This is a genomic window from Cellulomonas sp. HD19AZ1, from assembly GCF_004535805.1.
Taxonomy (GTDB): Bacteria; Actinomycetota; Actinomycetes; order Actinomycetales; family Cellulomonadaceae; genus Cellulomonas; species Cellulomonas iranensis.
The window spans coordinates 434,289-449,279 of sequence record NZ_SPHX01000001.1; the positions used below are offsets into that span (position 1 = coordinate 434,289).

Consider the following 14,991-nt stretch of genomic DNA (forward strand, 5'->3'; position numbering starts at 1 on the left):
CACCGAGTGCAGTACCGATGAGCAGTGACGTGCAGGTCCGACGAGCAGAGATGAGCAGCAACGTGGTGTACGCGATCGTGAAGGCTGGCGGCCGCCAGGAGAAGGTCGCCGTCGGCGACGTCGTCGTCGTCGACCGCCTCGCCGCCGAGGCGGGTTCGTCGGTCCAGCTGCCGGCGCTCCTGCTCGTCGACGGCGAGAAGGTCACCACGGACGCCGCGGCGCTCGCGAAGGTGACGGTCACGGCGGAGGTCGTGCGGGACGAGAAGGGTCCCAAGATCGACATCCTCAAGTACAAGAACAAGACCGGCTACCGCAAGCGCCAGGGTCACCGCCAGAAGCTGACCCGCCTCAAGGTCACCGGCATCAAGTGAGCTCGCGCCGCCTCGGCGGCTGCACCCCGTACTCCGGAACACTGAGAGCAGGTCTGTCATGGCACACAAGAAGGGCGCGAGCTCCTCGCGCAACGGTCGCGACTCCAACGCCCAGCGCCTGGGCGTGAAGCGCTTCGGCGGTCAGGTCGTCAAGGCCGGCGAGATCATCGTCCGCCAGCGCGGCACGCACTTCCACCCCGGTGACAACGTCGGCCGGGGTGGCGACGACACGCTGTTCGCGCTGACCGCCGGTGCGGTCGCGTTCGGCACGCGCCGCGGCCGCAAGGTCGTCGACATCGTGGCGGCCGACGCCTGAGGCGCTGCCTCACCATCGACGTCGGAGGGGCGCACCGGTGCGGTGCGCCCCTTCGTCGTTGCACGACCGAGGCGGGCGCCTGCCCGCACCCTGAAGGACGAGGAGGACACCCGTGGCGACGTTCGTCGACCGAGTCGTGGTGCACGCGACCGGCGGTGACGGCGGGCACGGGTGCGCGTCGATCCACCGCGAGAAGTTCAAGCCCCTGGCGGGCCCCGACGGCGGCAACGGCGGCAACGGCGGGTCGGTGATCCTCGAGGTCGACCCGCAGGTGACCACGCTGCTGCCGTACCACCACCTGCCGCACCGGCGCGCCGCGTCCGGCACGCAGGGCATGGGCGACCACCGCAGCGGGTCGACCGCCGAGGACCTCGTGCTCGGGGTCCCCGACGGCACCGTCGTGAAGTCGCCCGACGGCACCGTGCTGGCCGACCTCGTCGGCGCGGGTGCGCGCTACGTCGTCGCCGCGGGCGGTCGCGGCGGGCTCGGCAACGCGGCGCTCGCCTCGCCGCGCCGCAAGGCGCCCGGGTTCGCGCTGCTCGGCGAGCCCGGCGAGTCCGCCGACGTCGTGCTCGAGCTCAAGACGATCGCGGACGTCGCGCTCGTCGGCTACCCCTCCGCGGGCAAGTCGAGCCTCGTCGCGGCCGTGTCCGCCGCGCGCCCCAAGATCGCCGACTACCCGTTCACGACCCTCGTGCCGAACCTGGGCGTCGTGCAGGCCGGGGACGCGCGGTACACCGTCGCGGACGTGCCGGGTCTGATCCCCGGGGCGTCGCAGGGCAAGGGCCTCGGGCTGGAGTTCCTGCGGCACATCGAGCGCTGCGCCGTCATCGTGCACGTGCTGGACTGCGCGACGCTCGAGCCGGGACGTGACCCGCTCACCGACCTCGACGTCATCGAGGCCGAGCTCGCCGCGTACGCCGAGGACCTCGAGGTCGCCGCGGGCGGCGTACCGCTCACGCAGCGCCCGCGCGTCGTCGTGCTGAACAAGATCGACGTGCCCGAGGCCCGCGAGCTCGCCGACCTCGTGCGCCCCGAGCTGGAGGCGCGCGGCCTGCCGGTGTTCGAGGTGTCGACCGCGAGCCACGAGGGCCTGCGCCCGCTGACGTTCGCGCTCGCCGAGCGCGTCGTGCAGGCGCGTCGCGACGCGCCGCCGCCCGAGGCCACGCGCGTCGTGCTGCGCCCGCGCGCGGTCGACGAGACCGGGTTCACGGTCACGCGGCGCGAGGGCAACGGCCAGGTGTGGTTCGTGGTGCGCGGCGAGAAGCCCGAGCGGTGGGTGCGCCAGACGGACTTCTCCAACGACGAGGCGGTCGGCTACCTCGCCGACCGGCTCGCGCGCGCGGGCGTCGAGGAGCGCCTCTACGCGGCGGGCGCGGTCGCGGGCGACGAGGTGCGCATCGGCCCCGACGAGAACGCCGTCGTCTTCGACTGGGAGCCGACGCTGCTGACGGGCTCCGAGCTGCTGGGTGGCCCCCGTGGCACGGACGCGCGTCTCGACGACCAGTCGCGCCCCACGCGCGGCCAGAAGCGGCGCGAGTACACCGAGCGGATGGACGCCAAGGCCGCCGCGCGCGCCGAGCTGTGGACCGAGCGCGAGAAGGGCGTCTGGACCGACCCCGACGCGTGACGCGGGCGGGCCGCGCGCACGCCGTGCGGCCCGCACCCGTCCGGCGCCGGCCCGCGGCCCGTCCGCGGGGCGGGCGTCGCACGGGCGACGGCGCTCGGCGCGGCATCATGGCCTGCGTGAGTGCCGTCGCCCTCCAGGGCCGAGACCAGCTGCCGCACGCCGGGCGCATCGTCGTCAAGGTCGGGTCGTCGTCCCTGACGACCCCGGACGGTCACCTCGACCCGCAGCGGCTCGCCGCCGTCGTCGACGTGCTCGCGGCACGGCGTGCGGCGGGCACGCAGGTCGTGCTCGTGTCCTCGGGTGCGATCGCGGCGGGCATCGGCCCGCTGGGGCTGCCTGCGCGCCCGCGGGACCTCGCGACGCAGCAGGCCGCCGCGTCGGTGGGGCAGGGCCTGCTCGTCGCCGACTACGAGCGCGCGTTCGCCGCGCACGGCCTCACGGTCGCGCAGGTGCTGCTGACCGCCGAGGACACGTGGCGGCGCGGGCGCTACCGCAACGCGCACCGTGCGCTGACGCGCCTGCTCGACCTCGGCGTCGTGCCGATCATCAACGAGAACGACGCCGTCGCGACCGACGAGATCCGGTTCGGCGACAACGACCGGCTCGCGGCGCTCGTGTCGCACCTCGTGCACGCCGACGCGCTCGCGCTGCTGACCGACGTCGACGCGCTCTACACGGGCCCGCCGTCGCGGCCCGGGTCGCGACGCATCGCCGAGGTGCGCGCGCCCGGCGAGCTCGACGGCGTGGACGTGACGGCCCGCGGCAGCGCGGTCGGCACGGGCGGCATGGTCACCAAGATCGAGTCGGTCGCGATCGCGACGCAGTCGGGGATCCCGGTGGTCCTCACGTCGGCCGCGCAGGCGGCGGCCGCGTTCGCGGGGGAGGACGTCGGCACGTGGTTCGCCGCGACGGGCCGGCGGCGCTCGATCCGGCTGCTGTGGCTCGCGCACGCGGCGCGCACGCGCGGGCGGCTCGTGCTCGACGACGGTGCGGTGCGTGCCGTCGTCGAGCGTCGCACGTCGCTGCTGCCCGCGGGCGTGACGGCCGTCGAGGGCGCGTTCGAGGCCGGTGATCCCGTCGAGCTCGTGGACGCCGCGGGCGGCGTCGTCGCGCGCGGTCTGGTGGCCTACGGCTCGGACGAGGTGCCCCAGCTGCTGGGGCACAGCACGGGCGACCTGCGCGACACGCTCGGGCCGGGCTACGACCGTGAGCTCGTGCACCGCGACGACCTCGTGCTGGTGCGTCGGCGGCGGTGAGGTGCCGCGGTCGGGCGCGCGTGACGGGCCCGGCGTCGTGCCGCCCGCGCGGGGCCGGTCCGCGAGGCGGGCGCCCGGCACGCACGCGCCCGTGCGCGACTAGCCTGGGCGCATGACCACGTCCCTGGAGCAGTCGACGCCCGCGCTCGCGCAGGACGACCCCGAGGTCGCCGTCCTCGAGGTCGCGCGCCGTGCCCGCGAGGCGTCGCGCGCGCTCGCGACCGCGACACGCGCGACGAAGGACGCCGCGCTGCGTGCGCTCGCGGACGCGCTGGTCGCGGCGACCGACCGCGTGCTGGCCGCGAACGCCGAGGACGTCGCCCGCGGACGCGCCGGGGGGATGTCCGAGGGCCTGCTCGACCGCCTCGCGCTGACCCCGGAGCGGGTCGTCGCGATCGCCGACGCGCTGCGCGAGCTCGCGGCGCTGCCCGACCCGGTGGGCGAGGTCGTGCGCGGCTCGACGCTGCCGAACGGCCTGCGGCTGCGTCAGGTGCGCGTGCCCATGGGCGTCGTCGGCATGATCTACGAGGCGCGGCCCAACGTGACCGTGGACGCGGCGGGCCTCGCGCTCAAGAGCGGGAACGCGGTCGTGCTGCGCGGCGGGTCGGCCGCCGCGAGCAGCAACGCGACGATCGTCGAGGTCCTCGCCGAGGCGCTCGCCGCGCAGGGCCTGCCGCGCGACCTCGTCCAGTCGGTCGACGCCTGGGGGCGTCCCGGCGGCGTCGCCCTCATGCACGCGCGCGGCCTGGTCGACGTGCTCGTGCCGCGCGGCGGTGCCGACCTCATCGCGACGGTCGTGCGCGAGGCGACCGTGCCGGTCATCGAGACCGGCGTCGGCAACTGCCACCTCTACGTCGACGCGAGCGCCGACCTCGCTGACGCGCTGCCTATCCTGCTCAACGCCAAGACGCAGCGCGTCGGGGTGTGCAACGCGGTCGAGACGCTGCTCGTGCACCGCGACGTCGCCGACGCGTTCCTGCCGTCCGCGCTGGCCGCGCTCGGCCAGGCCGGGGTCACGGTGCACGGCGACGCCGCGACGCTCGCGCACGCGCCGCAGGGCGTGGCGACCGTGCCGGCGACCGAGGCCGACTGGGGCACCGAGTACCTGTCGCTCGACCTCGCGGTGCGGGTCGTCGACGACCTCGACGCCGCGATCGACCACGTCCGGCGCTGGTCCACGGGGCACACCGAGGCGATCCTCACGCGGGACCTGCGGGCCTCCGAGCGGTTCGTCGCGGAGGTCGACGCGGCCGCCGTGATCGTCAACGCCTCGACGCGCTTCACCGACGGCGGCCAGTTCGGGCTGGGCGCCGAGATCGGCATCTCGACGCAGAAGCTGCACGCCCGCGGCCCGATGGGGCTGGCGGAGCTCACGACGACCAAGTGGGTCGTGCACGGCGACGGGCACGTGCGCCCCTGACACCCGTCGCGTGCCCGGTCCGCACGGGCGGGCATGCGACACTGGGTGGCTGCGGCGTCGGGCGGCCTCCGTCCGACGTGCCGCCCCCGCACCACCCCCGTCCCCGCACCACCGACGACCCCCAGGAGGATGCCGTGCAGGCCACCCTGATCGCCGCCGCCGAGGAGACCGCGGCCCACGCGAGCGAGCTGCCGTTCCCGCCCGTCGTGTTCGGCGTCGGCGCCTTCGTGGGGCTCCTCGCGATGCTCCTCGTCACGTACGCCTTCCGGTCCGTCGGGACCCGCCACTGACCGTGCCGGTCTCCGCGGGGGTCCCTGCCCGCCCACGCCTCGGGGTGATGGGCGGCACGTTCGACCCCGTGCACCACGGCCACCTGGTCGCGGCCAGCGAGGCCGCCGCCCGGTTCGACCTCGACGAGGTCGTGTTCGTGCCGACGGGCAAGCCGACGTTCAAGCAGCACGTCGACGTCTCGCCGGCCGAGCACCGCTACCTCATGACGGTGATCGCCACGGCGTCGAACCCGCGCTTCACGGTCAGCCGGGTGGACGTCGACCGCACGGGCCTGACGTACACGGTCGACACGCTCCGGGACCTCAAGACCGCGCGCCCGGACGCCGACCTCTTCTTCATCACCGGTGCCGACGCGATCGCGCAGATCCTCACGTGGAAGGATGCTGCCGAGCTCTTCGACATGGCGCGGTTCGTGGCGGTCACCCGCCCCGGGCACACGCTGTCGGTGGACGGCCTGCCCTCCGGGCGGGTCGACGTCCTGGAGGTCCCGGCCCTGGCGATCTCCTCGACCGACGTCCGCGCACGAGCGCGTGCGGGGGAGCCGGTGTGGTACCTCGTCCCCGACGGGGTCGTCCAGTACATCGCCAAGCACAGGTTGTATCGAGGTCCTGATGAGTGAACCCGGAGAGCGTCGCCGCCGTCGTGAGATGGAGCGCGCGGTCGAGGACGGAGGACAGGGCGCCGGCGCCCCGGCGTCCCCGGCCTCCGGGGGCGGTGCCCCGGCGCCCGGCTCGCGACGCGCCCTGCGCAGCCGTCTGGTGACCCCGCCCGCGGGCACGGGCGGCGCCGCACCGTCCGCGTGGTCGGCCGCGCCGACACCGCAGGCGTCGGTGCCCCGGCCCGGCCCGGTCCCGGCGGGTCCGACGCCGTCGGCCCCGGCGGCGCCCGGTCCCGCGGCGTCGCCCGACGGTGCGCGCTCGCGCCGCTCGTACCGCGACTCGGCGCTCGACCCGACCGCCGCCCCGCGTGCGGCGACGCCTCCCGCGGCGGCACGTCCCGCCGCCCCGACCGCACGCTCGACCGCGCCGGTGGCGCCGCGCCCGGCCGCCCCCGCGCCCCGCCCGGCGACCGGTGCGGGACCCGTGCCGGCGTCCGGCGGCGCCTGGGGTGCGGCGTCCGGTGCCGGGTCGACGGACGCCCGCGTCACGTCGCGACCGTCCGCACCCGTGCAGCCGCCCGCCGCGACGCGCCCCTGGGCGCAGCCCCCGGCGGCCTCGTCCCCGGGTGGTGCCCCGACGCCACGTCAGGCGTCCGAGGGTCCGGCCTGGGCCCGGGAGAGCGGCCCCGCGCCCGCCCCGGCGTCCGGGGGGCCGAGCTGGGCGGCCGCGGCGGCCTCGCCGGCGGCCCCGTCGGCACGGCCGACGCCGTGGGGCGGCGGTGCTCCCGCGGCGGCTCCCCATGCGTCCCCCGCACCCGCACCCGCACCCGGGCGGTCGTGGACCCCCGCGGCACCGGCCGAGGCGCCGCGGCCGGCGGCTGCCGAGGCAGCGGCTCCCGCGCTGAGCTCCTTCCAGACGGCCGCGCCGCAGCGCACCGACGCCGACGGGCGCGCGTGGCCCGCCGTCCAGGGCGCGGCCGACGCCGGGGGCACGACGTCCGGTGACGCGTGGCCGCGGCCGGCCGCGACCCCCACGCCCGCGGAGCGCGCGTCCGACGCACCCGCGGCGACGCCGTGGGGCTCGTCGCGCACCGCGTCGGCCGTCGCGCACGACGAGGACGAGGACCTCGACGAGGACGACGAGCCCACGACGCGCCGGCACCCCTACACGTGGCTGCACCTGCTGGTGCTCTCGCTCGTCGCGTTCGTGCTCGGCTTCCTCGCGATGCTGCTCTACATCCAGGCGAGCGGGAACGACGAGCCCGCCGCGGGCGCCGCCGTCCGCGTGGTCGACGGCGTCGTGGTGCACGACGGCTCCGGCCCTCTCTGACATCCCCCTCGCGTTCGGCGCCGCCCCGGCGACCGCGCGCACCGACACCACCCCGAGGAGCCCCGTGACCGCGAGCCCCCGTGCCGTCGAGCTGGCCCACGCGGCCGCGCGTGCGGCCTCCGACCTCAAGGCGCAGGAGATCATCGCGCTCGACGTGAGCGAGCAGCTCGTGCTCACCGACGTGTTCCTCATCGCGTCGGGGACGAACGAGCGCCAGGTCGGCGCGATCGTCGACGCCGTCGAGGAGGCGCTGCACACGCTGGGCGCGAAGCCCGTGCGCCGCGAGGGCAAGTCCCAGGGGCGCTGGGTGCTCATCGACTTCGGCGACGTGGTCGTCCACGTGCAGCACGCCGAGGACCGCGTGTACTACGCCCTCGAGCGGCTGTGGAAGGACTGCCCGGTCATCGAGCTGCCGCCCGAGGCGCGCGGCGAGCAGGCCGACGCATGACCCAGCAGCACCTCCTGCTGTGGCGGCACGGCCGCACCGCGTACAACTCCGCCGCGCGCCTGCAGGGCCAGGTCGACATCCCGCTCGACGAGGTCGGCCACTGGCAGGCGCGCACGGCGGCGTCGCGGCTCGCGCAGCGGGCGCGCCCCGCGCGCGTCGTGTCGTCGGACCTCACGCGTGCGGTCGAGACGGCGACCTACCTCACGCGCGCGCTCGACCTGCCCCTCGAGACCGACCCGCGGCTGCGCGAGCGGTCGTTCGGCGAGTGGGAGGGCCTGACGGGCGCGGAGATCGACGCGCGCTGGCCGGGGGAGTTCGGCGTGTGGCGCGCGGGGGGCGACCCGACGGGCGTCGGCGCGGAGACGCGCGCGGACCTCGCGGCGCGGCTCACGGGCGCGGTCGCGGACCAGCTCGAGCGGACGCCGGACGGCGGCGGCCTGGTGGTCGTGTCGCACGGCGCGGCGATCGGTGCGCTCGTGGCGGCGCTGCTGGGGCAGGACCCCGCGTGGCGCGGGGTCGGCGGGCTGCACAACGCGCACTGGGTCGAGCTCGTGCGCTCGGGCCCGGGCGTCGACCCGGCCTGGCGCCTCCTGGGCTTCAACGTGGGCCCGACGGACGCGTCGTCCGACTGGAACGCGGGCCCCGACCCGGAGCCGGCGGGGGACGACGACGACGCGGTCCGCGACCCGGACTGACGTCACGCCCGTCGCCCCGGCGCCCGATTCGCTTTCGACGCTCGGATCGTCGTAAACTCTCCGGGCGCCCCTCGGGGCGACGGGGTCCTCTCGGGGACCACGGGGCTGTGGCGCAGCTGGTAGCGCACCTGCATGGCATGCAGGGGGTCAGGGGTTCGAGTCCCCTCAGCTCCACCGGAACGAAGGCACCGTCCAGGGACCTGGACGGTGCCTTCGTCGTTCCCGGTGCCGCCGTCGTTCGCGCGGCGCCGCGACGTCGACGACGTCGCACGCGGCACGCCCCTTGACCTCAACCTCTGTTGAGCACCGAGCGTGGGGGCATGAGCACCTCACCACCCCTGACCGACCGCCTGCCCGACACCCTGCTGCGCCACCTCACGCGCGTCACCGGCGACGAGAAGCACGACGCCGCCGCGCAGTCCACGCTCGACGTGCTGTGGGTCCTGCACGACCAGGTCCTGCGGCTCGACCCCTGGTCCGAGCGGGACCGGTTCCTGCTGTCCAAGGGGCACGGCCCGGCGTCGTACTACGCGGTGCTCGCGACGAAGGGCCTGATCCCCGCGTCGTGGCTCGACGACCTCGCGGGGCCCGGCTCGCCGCTGGGGCACCACCCGGACCGGCTGCTCGTGCCGCCCGTGGAGATCTCGTCGGGCTCGCTCGGGCACGGGCTGCCGATCGCGGTGGGGCTCGCGCGGGGCCTGGAGATCGCGGGTGCGCCCGGACGGGTCGTCGTGCTGGTCGGGGACGCCGAGCTGGACGAGGGCAGCAACCACGAGGCGATCGCGGTCGCGGGCCGCTGGGGGCTCGGTCGCCTCGCGTGCGTCGTCGTCGACAACGACTCGGCGACGCTCGGCTGGCCCGGCGGGATCGTCACGCGGTTCCAGCACGAGGGCTGGACGGGGGCCGTCGTCGACACGGCCGACCACGACGCGCTGCGCGACTCGCTGCGCGTGCACGGCGACCGCCCGCACGTGACGGTCGTCCGCACCGCCAGGAAGGGGTCGTGATGCGCGCCCGGTTCTACGCCACGATGGCCGACCTGCTGCGCACGGACGAGCGGACGGCGCTCGTGCTGGCGGACATCGGCCCCCTCGGGCTCGTCGCGGGCGAGCCGGCCGACGAGCGCGTGCTCAACGTCGGGATCCGCGAGCAGACCATGGTCGGCGTCGCCGCGGGGCTCGCGCTCGCGGGTCTGCGCCCGTTCGTGCACAGCTACGCGCCGTTCCTCGTGGAGCGACCGTACGAGCAGGTGAAGCTCGACCTGTCCCACCAGGACCTCGGTGCGGTGCTCGTGTCGATCGGTGCGAGCTTCGACGCCGCGAGCGAGGGGCGCACGCACCAGAGCCCGGCCGACGTGGCGCTGCTCAGCGCGCTGCCCGGCTGGCGCCTGCACACCCCGGGGCACCCCGACGAGGTCGAGACGCTGGTGCGTGCCGCGGCGCGTGCCGACGACCGGCAGTACGTCCGGCTGTCGTCGCAGGTGAACCCGCAGGCGTGGCCCGCCGACGGCGGGATCCACGTGGTCCGGCACGGGCGCGGGACGCTCGTGCTCGCGGTCGGGCCCGCGCTCGCGGCCACGCAGCAGGCGGTCGAGGGGCTCGGCGTGACGCTCGCGTACACGGCCACGCCGTTCCCGCTCGACCGCGGCACGCTGCGCGCGCTCGCCGAGCACCACGTGCGGGTCGTGGTCGTCGAGCCGTACCTCGAGGGGACGACCGCCCCCGAGGTGGCCGCCGCGCTGCGGGGGCGGCGCGTCGAGGTCGAGCACGTCGGCGTGGGGCGCGAGGAGCGGCGGACGTACGGCACGCCCGCCGACCACGCGCGGCTGCACGGGCTCGACGCGGCGGGCGTCCGTGCGCGCGTGCTGGGGCACGGGGGTGCGGACGCCTGACCGCGGGCGGCCCGGAGGCGGGCGGGGCGCACGGCGTCCCGTCCGCCTCCGCGTGCGTGCGCCGTCGGGGTGGTCAGGCCGCCGCGCGCCACGTATGTTGATACGTATCAAGCCGCGCGCGCCCCCCGACGGGCCGGGCGGCTGCCCGTGGGCAGAGCGGCCCGCGCGCGATCGGGAGGACGACGATGCTGAAGGTCGGGATCATCGGCGCCGGAGGGATCTCCGGCGCCCACCTGCAGGGGTACGGCCGGTTCGGCCAGGACTGCGAGGTGGTGGCGCTCTGCGACGTCCAGCCGGAGCGGGCCCGGACCCGGCGCGCCGAGTTCGGGCTCGACGGCGCCCGCGTCCACGACGACGCGCGTGCCATGCTCGCGGCCGAGGACCTCGACCTCGTCAGCGTCGCGACACCGCCGGCGACCCACCGCGACCTCGCGGTCGCCGCGCTCGAGGCGGGCGTGCACGTGCTGGTCGAGAAGCCCATGTCGCCGTCGCTCGAGGACTGCGACGCCATGATCGCGGCCGCCGAGCGCGCGGGCCGGATCTGCTCCGTCGTCGCCCAGAACCGGTTCCGGGACGACATGGCGACCCTCAAGGCGGCGCTCGACTCGGGCCTGATCGGCACGGTCTCGCACGCGCGGGTGGACTCCGCCTGGTGGCGCGGCCGGGCGTACTACGACCTCGACTGGCGCGGCACCTGGGCGTCGGAGGGCGGCGGCTGCACGCTCAACCACGCGATCCACCACCTCGACCTCACGCTCTGGCTGCTGGGTCGCCCCCGGGCCGTGACCGCGGTCCTCACCAACGCGCAGCACGACAACGCCGAGGTCGAGGACCTCTCGGTCGCGGTCCTGGCGTACGAGCGCGCGCTGGCCACCGTCACCGCGTCGGTCGTCCACCACGGCGAGGAGCAGGGCATCGTCGTCCAGGGTGAGCGGGCGCGCGTGTCGCAGCCGTGGAAGGTCGTCGCCGACGTCGCCGCGCCCAACGGCTTCGGTGCCCCCGGCGGCGACCCGGAGCTGGTCGAGCGGCTCGAGGCGCTCGCGGCGGCGCTCCCCGCGCTGCCGCACCAGGGGCACACCGGCCAGATCGGCGACGTCCTCGCCGCCGTGCGCGACGGGCGCGCCCCGGCGATCGACGCGCAGGACGGCAGGAACGCCGTCGAGCTGGTCACGGCGATCTACGCCTCCGGCATCGAGCACCGCACGGTGCCCCTGCCGATCACGCCCGACGACCCGTACTACCGCGCCGGCACGCTCGTCGAGCGCGCGCCGCACTTCTACGAGAAGACCGGGTCCGTCGCGGGCCTGCCCGGCCAGATCCGGGTCGGCGGCGCCGCCGCGGACGCCCGGTGACCGGACGAGACCGAGGAGAGACCATGAGCACCGCCGACGGGGCCGCGTACGCCCCGGAGCCCGTGCCCGCGCCCGTCGTCGAGCCGGGGGAGTTCCCGTTCGCGGCCGTCGGCCTCGACCACGGCCACGTCTACGGCATGTGCGAGGGCCTGATCGGCGCGGGCGGCACCCTGACCTGGGTGTGGGACCCCGACCCCGTCAAGGTCGAGCGGTTCCGCGCGCGCTTCCCGCAGGCGCGCGCGGCGCGCTCCGAGGACGAGGTGCTGGGCGACCCCGCCGTGCGGCTCGTCGCCGGCGCCGCCGTGCCGTCCGAGCGCTGCGCGCTGGGCCTGCGGGTCATCGCGGCGGGCAAGGACTACTTCACCGACAAGGCACCCCTCACGACGCTCGACCAGCTGGCCGCCGCGCGCGAGGCCACGGCGCGCACCGGGCTGAAGTACGCCGTCTACTACTCCGAGCGCATCCACGTCGAGGCGGCGGTGCTCGCCGGCCAGCTCGTCGAACGGGGCGCGATCGGGCGCGTCGTGCAGGTGCTCGCGCTCGGGCCGCACCGGCTCGGGTCCGGACGTCCCGACTGGTTCTTCGACCGTGAGCGGTACGGCGGGATCCTGTGCGACATCGGCAGCCACAACATGGAGCAGATGCTCCACTACACGGGCGCCTCCGGCGGCACCGTCGTGAACGCCTCGATCGCGAACTACGCGAACCCGCGCACGCCCGGGCTCGACGACTTCGGCGACGCGAACGTCGTGCTCGACAACGGCGCGACCGGGTACTGCCGCGTGGACTGGTTCACGCCCGACGGCCTGCGGACCTGGGGCGACGGGCGCACGCTGCTGCTGGGGACCGACGGCTACATCGAGCTGCGCAAGTTCGTGAACGTCGGCACGGACGAGGGCCCGGGCCACGTGTTCCTCGTCGACGGGACCTCCGAGCACCACCTCGTCACGCGCGGCGACGTCGGGTACCCGTTCTTCGGCCTGCTGATCCGCGACTGCCTCGAGCGGACCGAGACCGCCATGACGCAGGAGCACGCGTTCGCGGCGGCCGAGCTGAGCATCCGCGCGCAGCTGGGCGCGCGCGACCTGACGCCGGGCCCGGGTCGCGGGACGGACCGGGCCGGGGCGTGACGCGATGACGGACGGGTCCGGGACGCCGGCGTCCCCGCTGACGTTCGCGATCGTGGGCTGCGGGAACATCGCGCGGACGCACGCGCGGGCGCTCGCGGGCCTCGCGGCGCGCGGCGGCGCGACCGCGGCGCGCCTCGTCGCGTGCGTCGACGTCGTCGAGAGCCGCGCGCGGACCCTCGCCGACGAGCACGGGGCGCAGGCGCGGTCGTGGGGCGACGTGCTCGCGGACCCCGCGGTCGAGGCCGTCAGCGTCTGCACGCCCAGCGGCGGGCACGCCGCGCTCGCCGTGGCGGCGCTCGCCGCCGGCAAGCACGTGGTCGTCGAGAAGCCCGTCGACGTCACGCTCACCGCGGCACGGGACCTCGCGGCGGCGGCCCGCCGGTCCGGGCGGACCGTCGCGGTGGTCAGCCAGCACCGCTTCGACGACGCCACCGCGCACGTCGAGCACCTCGTCGCGACGGGCGCGCTCGGCGTGCCCGTGCTCGTCGACGCGCGCGTGCCCTGGTGGCGCGACCCGGCGTACTACGCGGCGGACGCGTGGCGCGGCACGGTCGACGGCGACGGCGGCGGCGCGCTCGTCAACCAGGCGATCCACACGGTCGACCTCATGCTCGCGACCGCCGGTCCGGTCGCGCGGGTCCAGGCGGCGGCGGCCACGCGGCTGCACGACATCGAGGTCGAGGACGTCGTGTGCGCGACCCTGACCTTCACGAGCGGGGCGCTCGGCACGCTCGCGGCGTCGACCGCCGTCGCCCCGGGGTTCCCGGCGCGCCTCGCGCTGCACGGCACGGCCGGGTCGGTCGTCGTCGAGGGCGACCGCGTGGTGGTCGACGCGCGGCTCGGCGAGGTCCCGAGCCCGCGGGCCGAGGTGACCGCGGACGCGCTGGCCGTGGCGGGGACCGGCAGCCGCACGGCCGAGCACGAGGTGGCGGGCGGCTGGGGCGTCGCGCACGAGCGGCAGCTCGCCGACGTGGTCCGTGCCGTGCGCGAGGGGCGACCCCCGCGCGTCGGCGTGGAGGACGGGATCCGCGCGCTCGAGGTCGTCGACGCGGTCTACCGCTCGGCGCGGTCCGGGTCGCCCGTCGACCTGACGTGACCTGACCCGGCCCGGTCCGACTCCGGGGGCGGCCCGTGCGGGTGACCGCCGACGGCGGGCCCGGGCCGCGCGTCGTGCGCACTAGGGTGGCGGCAGCGCGGACGGGCGGTCCTCCGCGGGCCCCGCCCGGTGCGGGCCGGTCGGTGTCCGGGAGGTGACGGGGCGTGACGCGGCAGCCGACCAGCCGGGACGTCGCGCGGCTCGCGGGCGTCGCGCAGGCGACCGTGTCGCACGTCCTCACGGGGCGGGTCAACGTCGCGCCCGCGACGCGCGCCCGGGTGCTGCGGGCGATCGACGAGCTCGGGTACCGCCCGAACCTCGCGGCGCGGTCGATGCGCACGCGCCGGACCGGTCGGCTCGCGGTCGTCCTGGGCGTCGTCATGTACCGGGCGACCGACGTCCTGTCGGGTGCGGGCGCCGCCGCGCGGGAGGCGGGCTACGTGCTCGAGGTCCACGACGCCGGGCCGTCCGCGGCGTCGTGCACGGAACGGGTCGTCGAGCTCGCGCGCTCCGGGAGCTTCGAGGGCGTCGTCGTGTACGCGCCGGTCGAGGTGGACGCGGTCGTCGACGGCGCGCTCGCGTGCCCGGTGGTGGTGTCCGACGAGTTCGACGCGCGCACGCGCCCCGCGGGCTCGTTCACCGACGCGTCGGCGGTGCGCACCCTCGTGGAGCGGCTGGCGGACGCGGGCTACCGGCGGTTCCTGCACGTCGGCGGGCCGGCCGACCACGCGGCCGCGCGGTCGCGGCGCCGTGCCTACCTCGAGGCCGTCGACGCGCTCGGCCTGGAGTCGCTCGGTGCGGTCGAGGGCGACTGGGGCGGACGCGCCGGGTACGCCGCCGTCCGCGACCTGCCGGGGGCGGTCCGGCCGCTCGGCCTCGTCGCGGCCAACGACCTGCTGGCGGCCGGGGCGGTGCGCGCGGCCCGGGAGCGGGGCTGGGCGGTGCCGGGCGACCTGGGGGTGAGCGGGTGGGACGACATGGACATGGGGCGCTTCATGACCCCGTCGCTCACCACGGTGGCCGTGGACCGCGTCGGGATCGGCCGACGGGGCGTGCGGCGGCTGGTCGCCGAGATCGACGGGGCCGAGCCGGACCGGTCGGACGTCGGCGTGATGACGGTGGTCTGGCGTGAGTCCACGGGGGACGCCACGGCGTCGTGACCCGACG

General features: G+C 76.5%; 16 protein-coding genes and 1 tRNA gene. All 17 read left to right on the plus strand.

What is annotated here, in order from left to right; all coding sequences use genetic code 11:
- The first annotated feature begins 62 nt into the window (after positions 1-62).
- The 17 genes from rplU to E4A51_RS02040 all read left to right on the plus strand — a co-directional run bounded on the left by rplU (position 63) and on the right by E4A51_RS02040 (position 14,984).
- The gene (gene rplU, locus E4A51_RS01965; protein ID WP_201775302.1) at positions 63-371 is read left to right on the plus strand and encodes a 50S ribosomal protein L21; all 309 of its coding nucleotides are present in this window, start codon (positions 63-65) and stop codon (positions 369-371) included.
- Positions 372-429: 58 nt separating this feature from the next.
- Positions 430-687 (plus strand): 50S ribosomal protein L27, encoded by a 258-nt coding sequence (gene rpmA / locus E4A51_RS01970; protein WP_046528710.1) that lies wholly within the window; start codon positions 430-432, stop codon positions 685-687.
- A 112-nt stretch (positions 688-799) separates the two neighbouring features.
- Entirely contained in the window at positions 800-2,317 is a 1,518-nt protein-coding gene (gene obgE, locus E4A51_RS01975; RefSeq protein ID WP_046528709.1) for a GTPase ObgE, read from the plus strand.
- 107 nt (positions 2,318-2,424) lie between these two features.
- Positions 2,425-3,573: a glutamate 5-kinase gene (gene proB, locus E4A51_RS01980; RefSeq protein ID WP_134850730.1), complete on the plus strand. Its 1,149-nt coding sequence runs from the start codon at positions 2,425-2,427 to the stop codon at positions 3,571-3,573.
- 112 nt (positions 3,574-3,685) lie between these two features.
- Positions 3,686-4,993, plus strand: a complete 1,308-nt coding sequence (locus tag E4A51_RS01985; protein WP_134850731.1) for a glutamate-5-semialdehyde dehydrogenase — start codon at positions 3,686-3,688, stop codon at positions 4,991-4,993.
- A 134-nt stretch (positions 4,994-5,127) separates the two neighbouring features.
- Entirely contained in the window at positions 5,128-5,283 is a 156-nt protein-coding gene (locus E4A51_RS18195; RefSeq protein WP_163276453.1) for a hypothetical protein, read from the plus strand.
- A 2-nt stretch (positions 5,284-5,285) separates the two neighbouring features.
- Positions 5,286-5,903 carry a nicotinate-nucleotide adenylyltransferase gene (nadD, locus tag E4A51_RS01990; protein ID WP_082131383.1) on the plus strand — a complete coding sequence of 206 codons (618 nt, stop codon included), beginning with the start codon at positions 5,286-5,288 and terminating at the stop codon, positions 5,901-5,903.
- A 547-nt stretch (positions 5,904-6,450) separates the two neighbouring features.
- Positions 6,451-7,212, plus strand: a complete 762-nt coding sequence (locus tag E4A51_RS01995; RefSeq protein WP_134850732.1) for a hypothetical protein — start codon at positions 6,451-6,453, stop codon at positions 7,210-7,212.
- A gap of 64 nt (positions 7,213-7,276) precedes the next feature.
- Positions 7,277-7,660, plus strand: coding sequence for a ribosome silencing factor (rsfS, locus tag E4A51_RS02000; protein WP_070320490.1), 384 nt, complete (start codon positions 7,277-7,279; stop codon positions 7,658-7,660).
- The gene (locus tag E4A51_RS02005; protein ID WP_046528703.1) at positions 7,657-8,355 is read left to right on the plus strand and encodes a histidine phosphatase family protein; all 699 of its coding nucleotides are present in this window, start codon (positions 7,657-7,659) and stop codon (positions 8,353-8,355) included. Before rsfS ends, E4A51_RS02005 begins: the two co-directional genes overlap by 4 nt.
- A 101-nt stretch (positions 8,356-8,456) precedes the next feature.
- Positions 8,457-8,529 (plus strand) — tRNA-Ala (locus E4A51_RS02010).
- A gap of 146 nt (positions 8,530-8,675) precedes the next feature.
- Positions 8,676-9,362 carry a transketolase gene (locus E4A51_RS02015; RefSeq protein WP_046528702.1) on the plus strand — a complete coding sequence of 229 codons (687 nt, stop codon included), beginning with the start codon at positions 8,676-8,678 and terminating at the stop codon, positions 9,360-9,362.
- Positions 9,362-10,246, plus strand: coding sequence for a transketolase family protein (locus E4A51_RS02020; RefSeq protein WP_134850886.1), 885 nt, complete (start codon positions 9,362-9,364; stop codon positions 10,244-10,246). The genes E4A51_RS02015 and E4A51_RS02020 overlap by 1 nt, the downstream gene beginning before the upstream one ends.
- A gap of 185 nt (positions 10,247-10,431) precedes the next feature.
- Entirely contained in the window at positions 10,432-11,598 is a 1,167-nt protein-coding gene (locus E4A51_RS02025; RefSeq protein ID WP_134850733.1) for a Gfo/Idh/MocA family protein, read from the plus strand.
- 23 nt (positions 11,599-11,621) lie between these two features.
- Positions 11,622-12,728: a Gfo/Idh/MocA family protein gene (locus E4A51_RS02030; RefSeq protein ID WP_134850734.1), complete on the plus strand. Its 1,107-nt coding sequence runs from the start codon at positions 11,622-11,624 to the stop codon at positions 12,726-12,728.
- A gap of 4 nt (positions 12,729-12,732) precedes the next feature.
- Positions 12,733-13,824 (plus strand): Gfo/Idh/MocA family protein, encoded by a 1,092-nt coding sequence (locus E4A51_RS02035; RefSeq protein WP_134850735.1) that lies wholly within the window; start codon positions 12,733-12,735, stop codon positions 13,822-13,824.
- A 164-nt stretch (positions 13,825-13,988) separates the two neighbouring features.
- Positions 13,989-14,984, plus strand: coding sequence for a LacI family DNA-binding transcriptional regulator (locus E4A51_RS02040; protein WP_134850736.1), 996 nt, complete (start codon positions 13,989-13,991; stop codon positions 14,982-14,984).
- Positions 14,985-14,991: the final 7 nt, after the last annotated feature.

What these genes read in the sequence shown, in the direction of transcription:
- rpmA (WP_046528710.1), top strand. Translation starts at nt 430, where the DNA reads ATGGCACACAAGAAGGGCGCGAGCTCCTCGCGCAACGGTCGCGACTCC.
- proB (WP_134850730.1), top strand. Translation starts at nt 2,425, where the DNA reads ATGGCCTGCGTGAGTGCCGTCGCCCTCCAGGGCCGAGACCAGCTGCCG.
- E4A51_RS01985 (WP_134850731.1), top strand. Translation starts at nt 3,686, where the DNA reads ATGACCACGTCCCTGGAGCAGTCGACGCCCGCGCTCGCGCAGGACGAC.
- E4A51_RS02005 (WP_046528703.1), top strand. Translation starts at nt 7,657, where the DNA reads ATGACCCAGCAGCACCTCCTGCTGTGGCGGCACGGCCGCACCGCGTAC.
- E4A51_RS02015 (WP_046528702.1), top strand. Translation starts at nt 8,676, where the DNA reads ATGAGCACCTCACCACCCCTGACCGACCGCCTGCCCGACACCCTGCTG.
- E4A51_RS02020 (WP_134850886.1), top strand. Translation starts at nt 9,362, where the DNA reads ATGCGCGCCCGGTTCTACGCCACGATGGCCGACCTGCTGCGCACGGAC.
- E4A51_RS02025 (WP_134850733.1), top strand. Translation starts at nt 10,432, where the DNA reads ATGCTGAAGGTCGGGATCATCGGCGCCGGAGGGATCTCCGGCGCCCAC.
- E4A51_RS02030 (WP_134850734.1), top strand. Translation starts at nt 11,622, where the DNA reads ATGAGCACCGCCGACGGGGCCGCGTACGCCCCGGAGCCCGTGCCCGCG.
- E4A51_RS02035 (WP_134850735.1), top strand. Translation starts at nt 12,733, where the DNA reads ATGACGGACGGGTCCGGGACGCCGGCGTCCCCGCTGACGTTCGCGATC.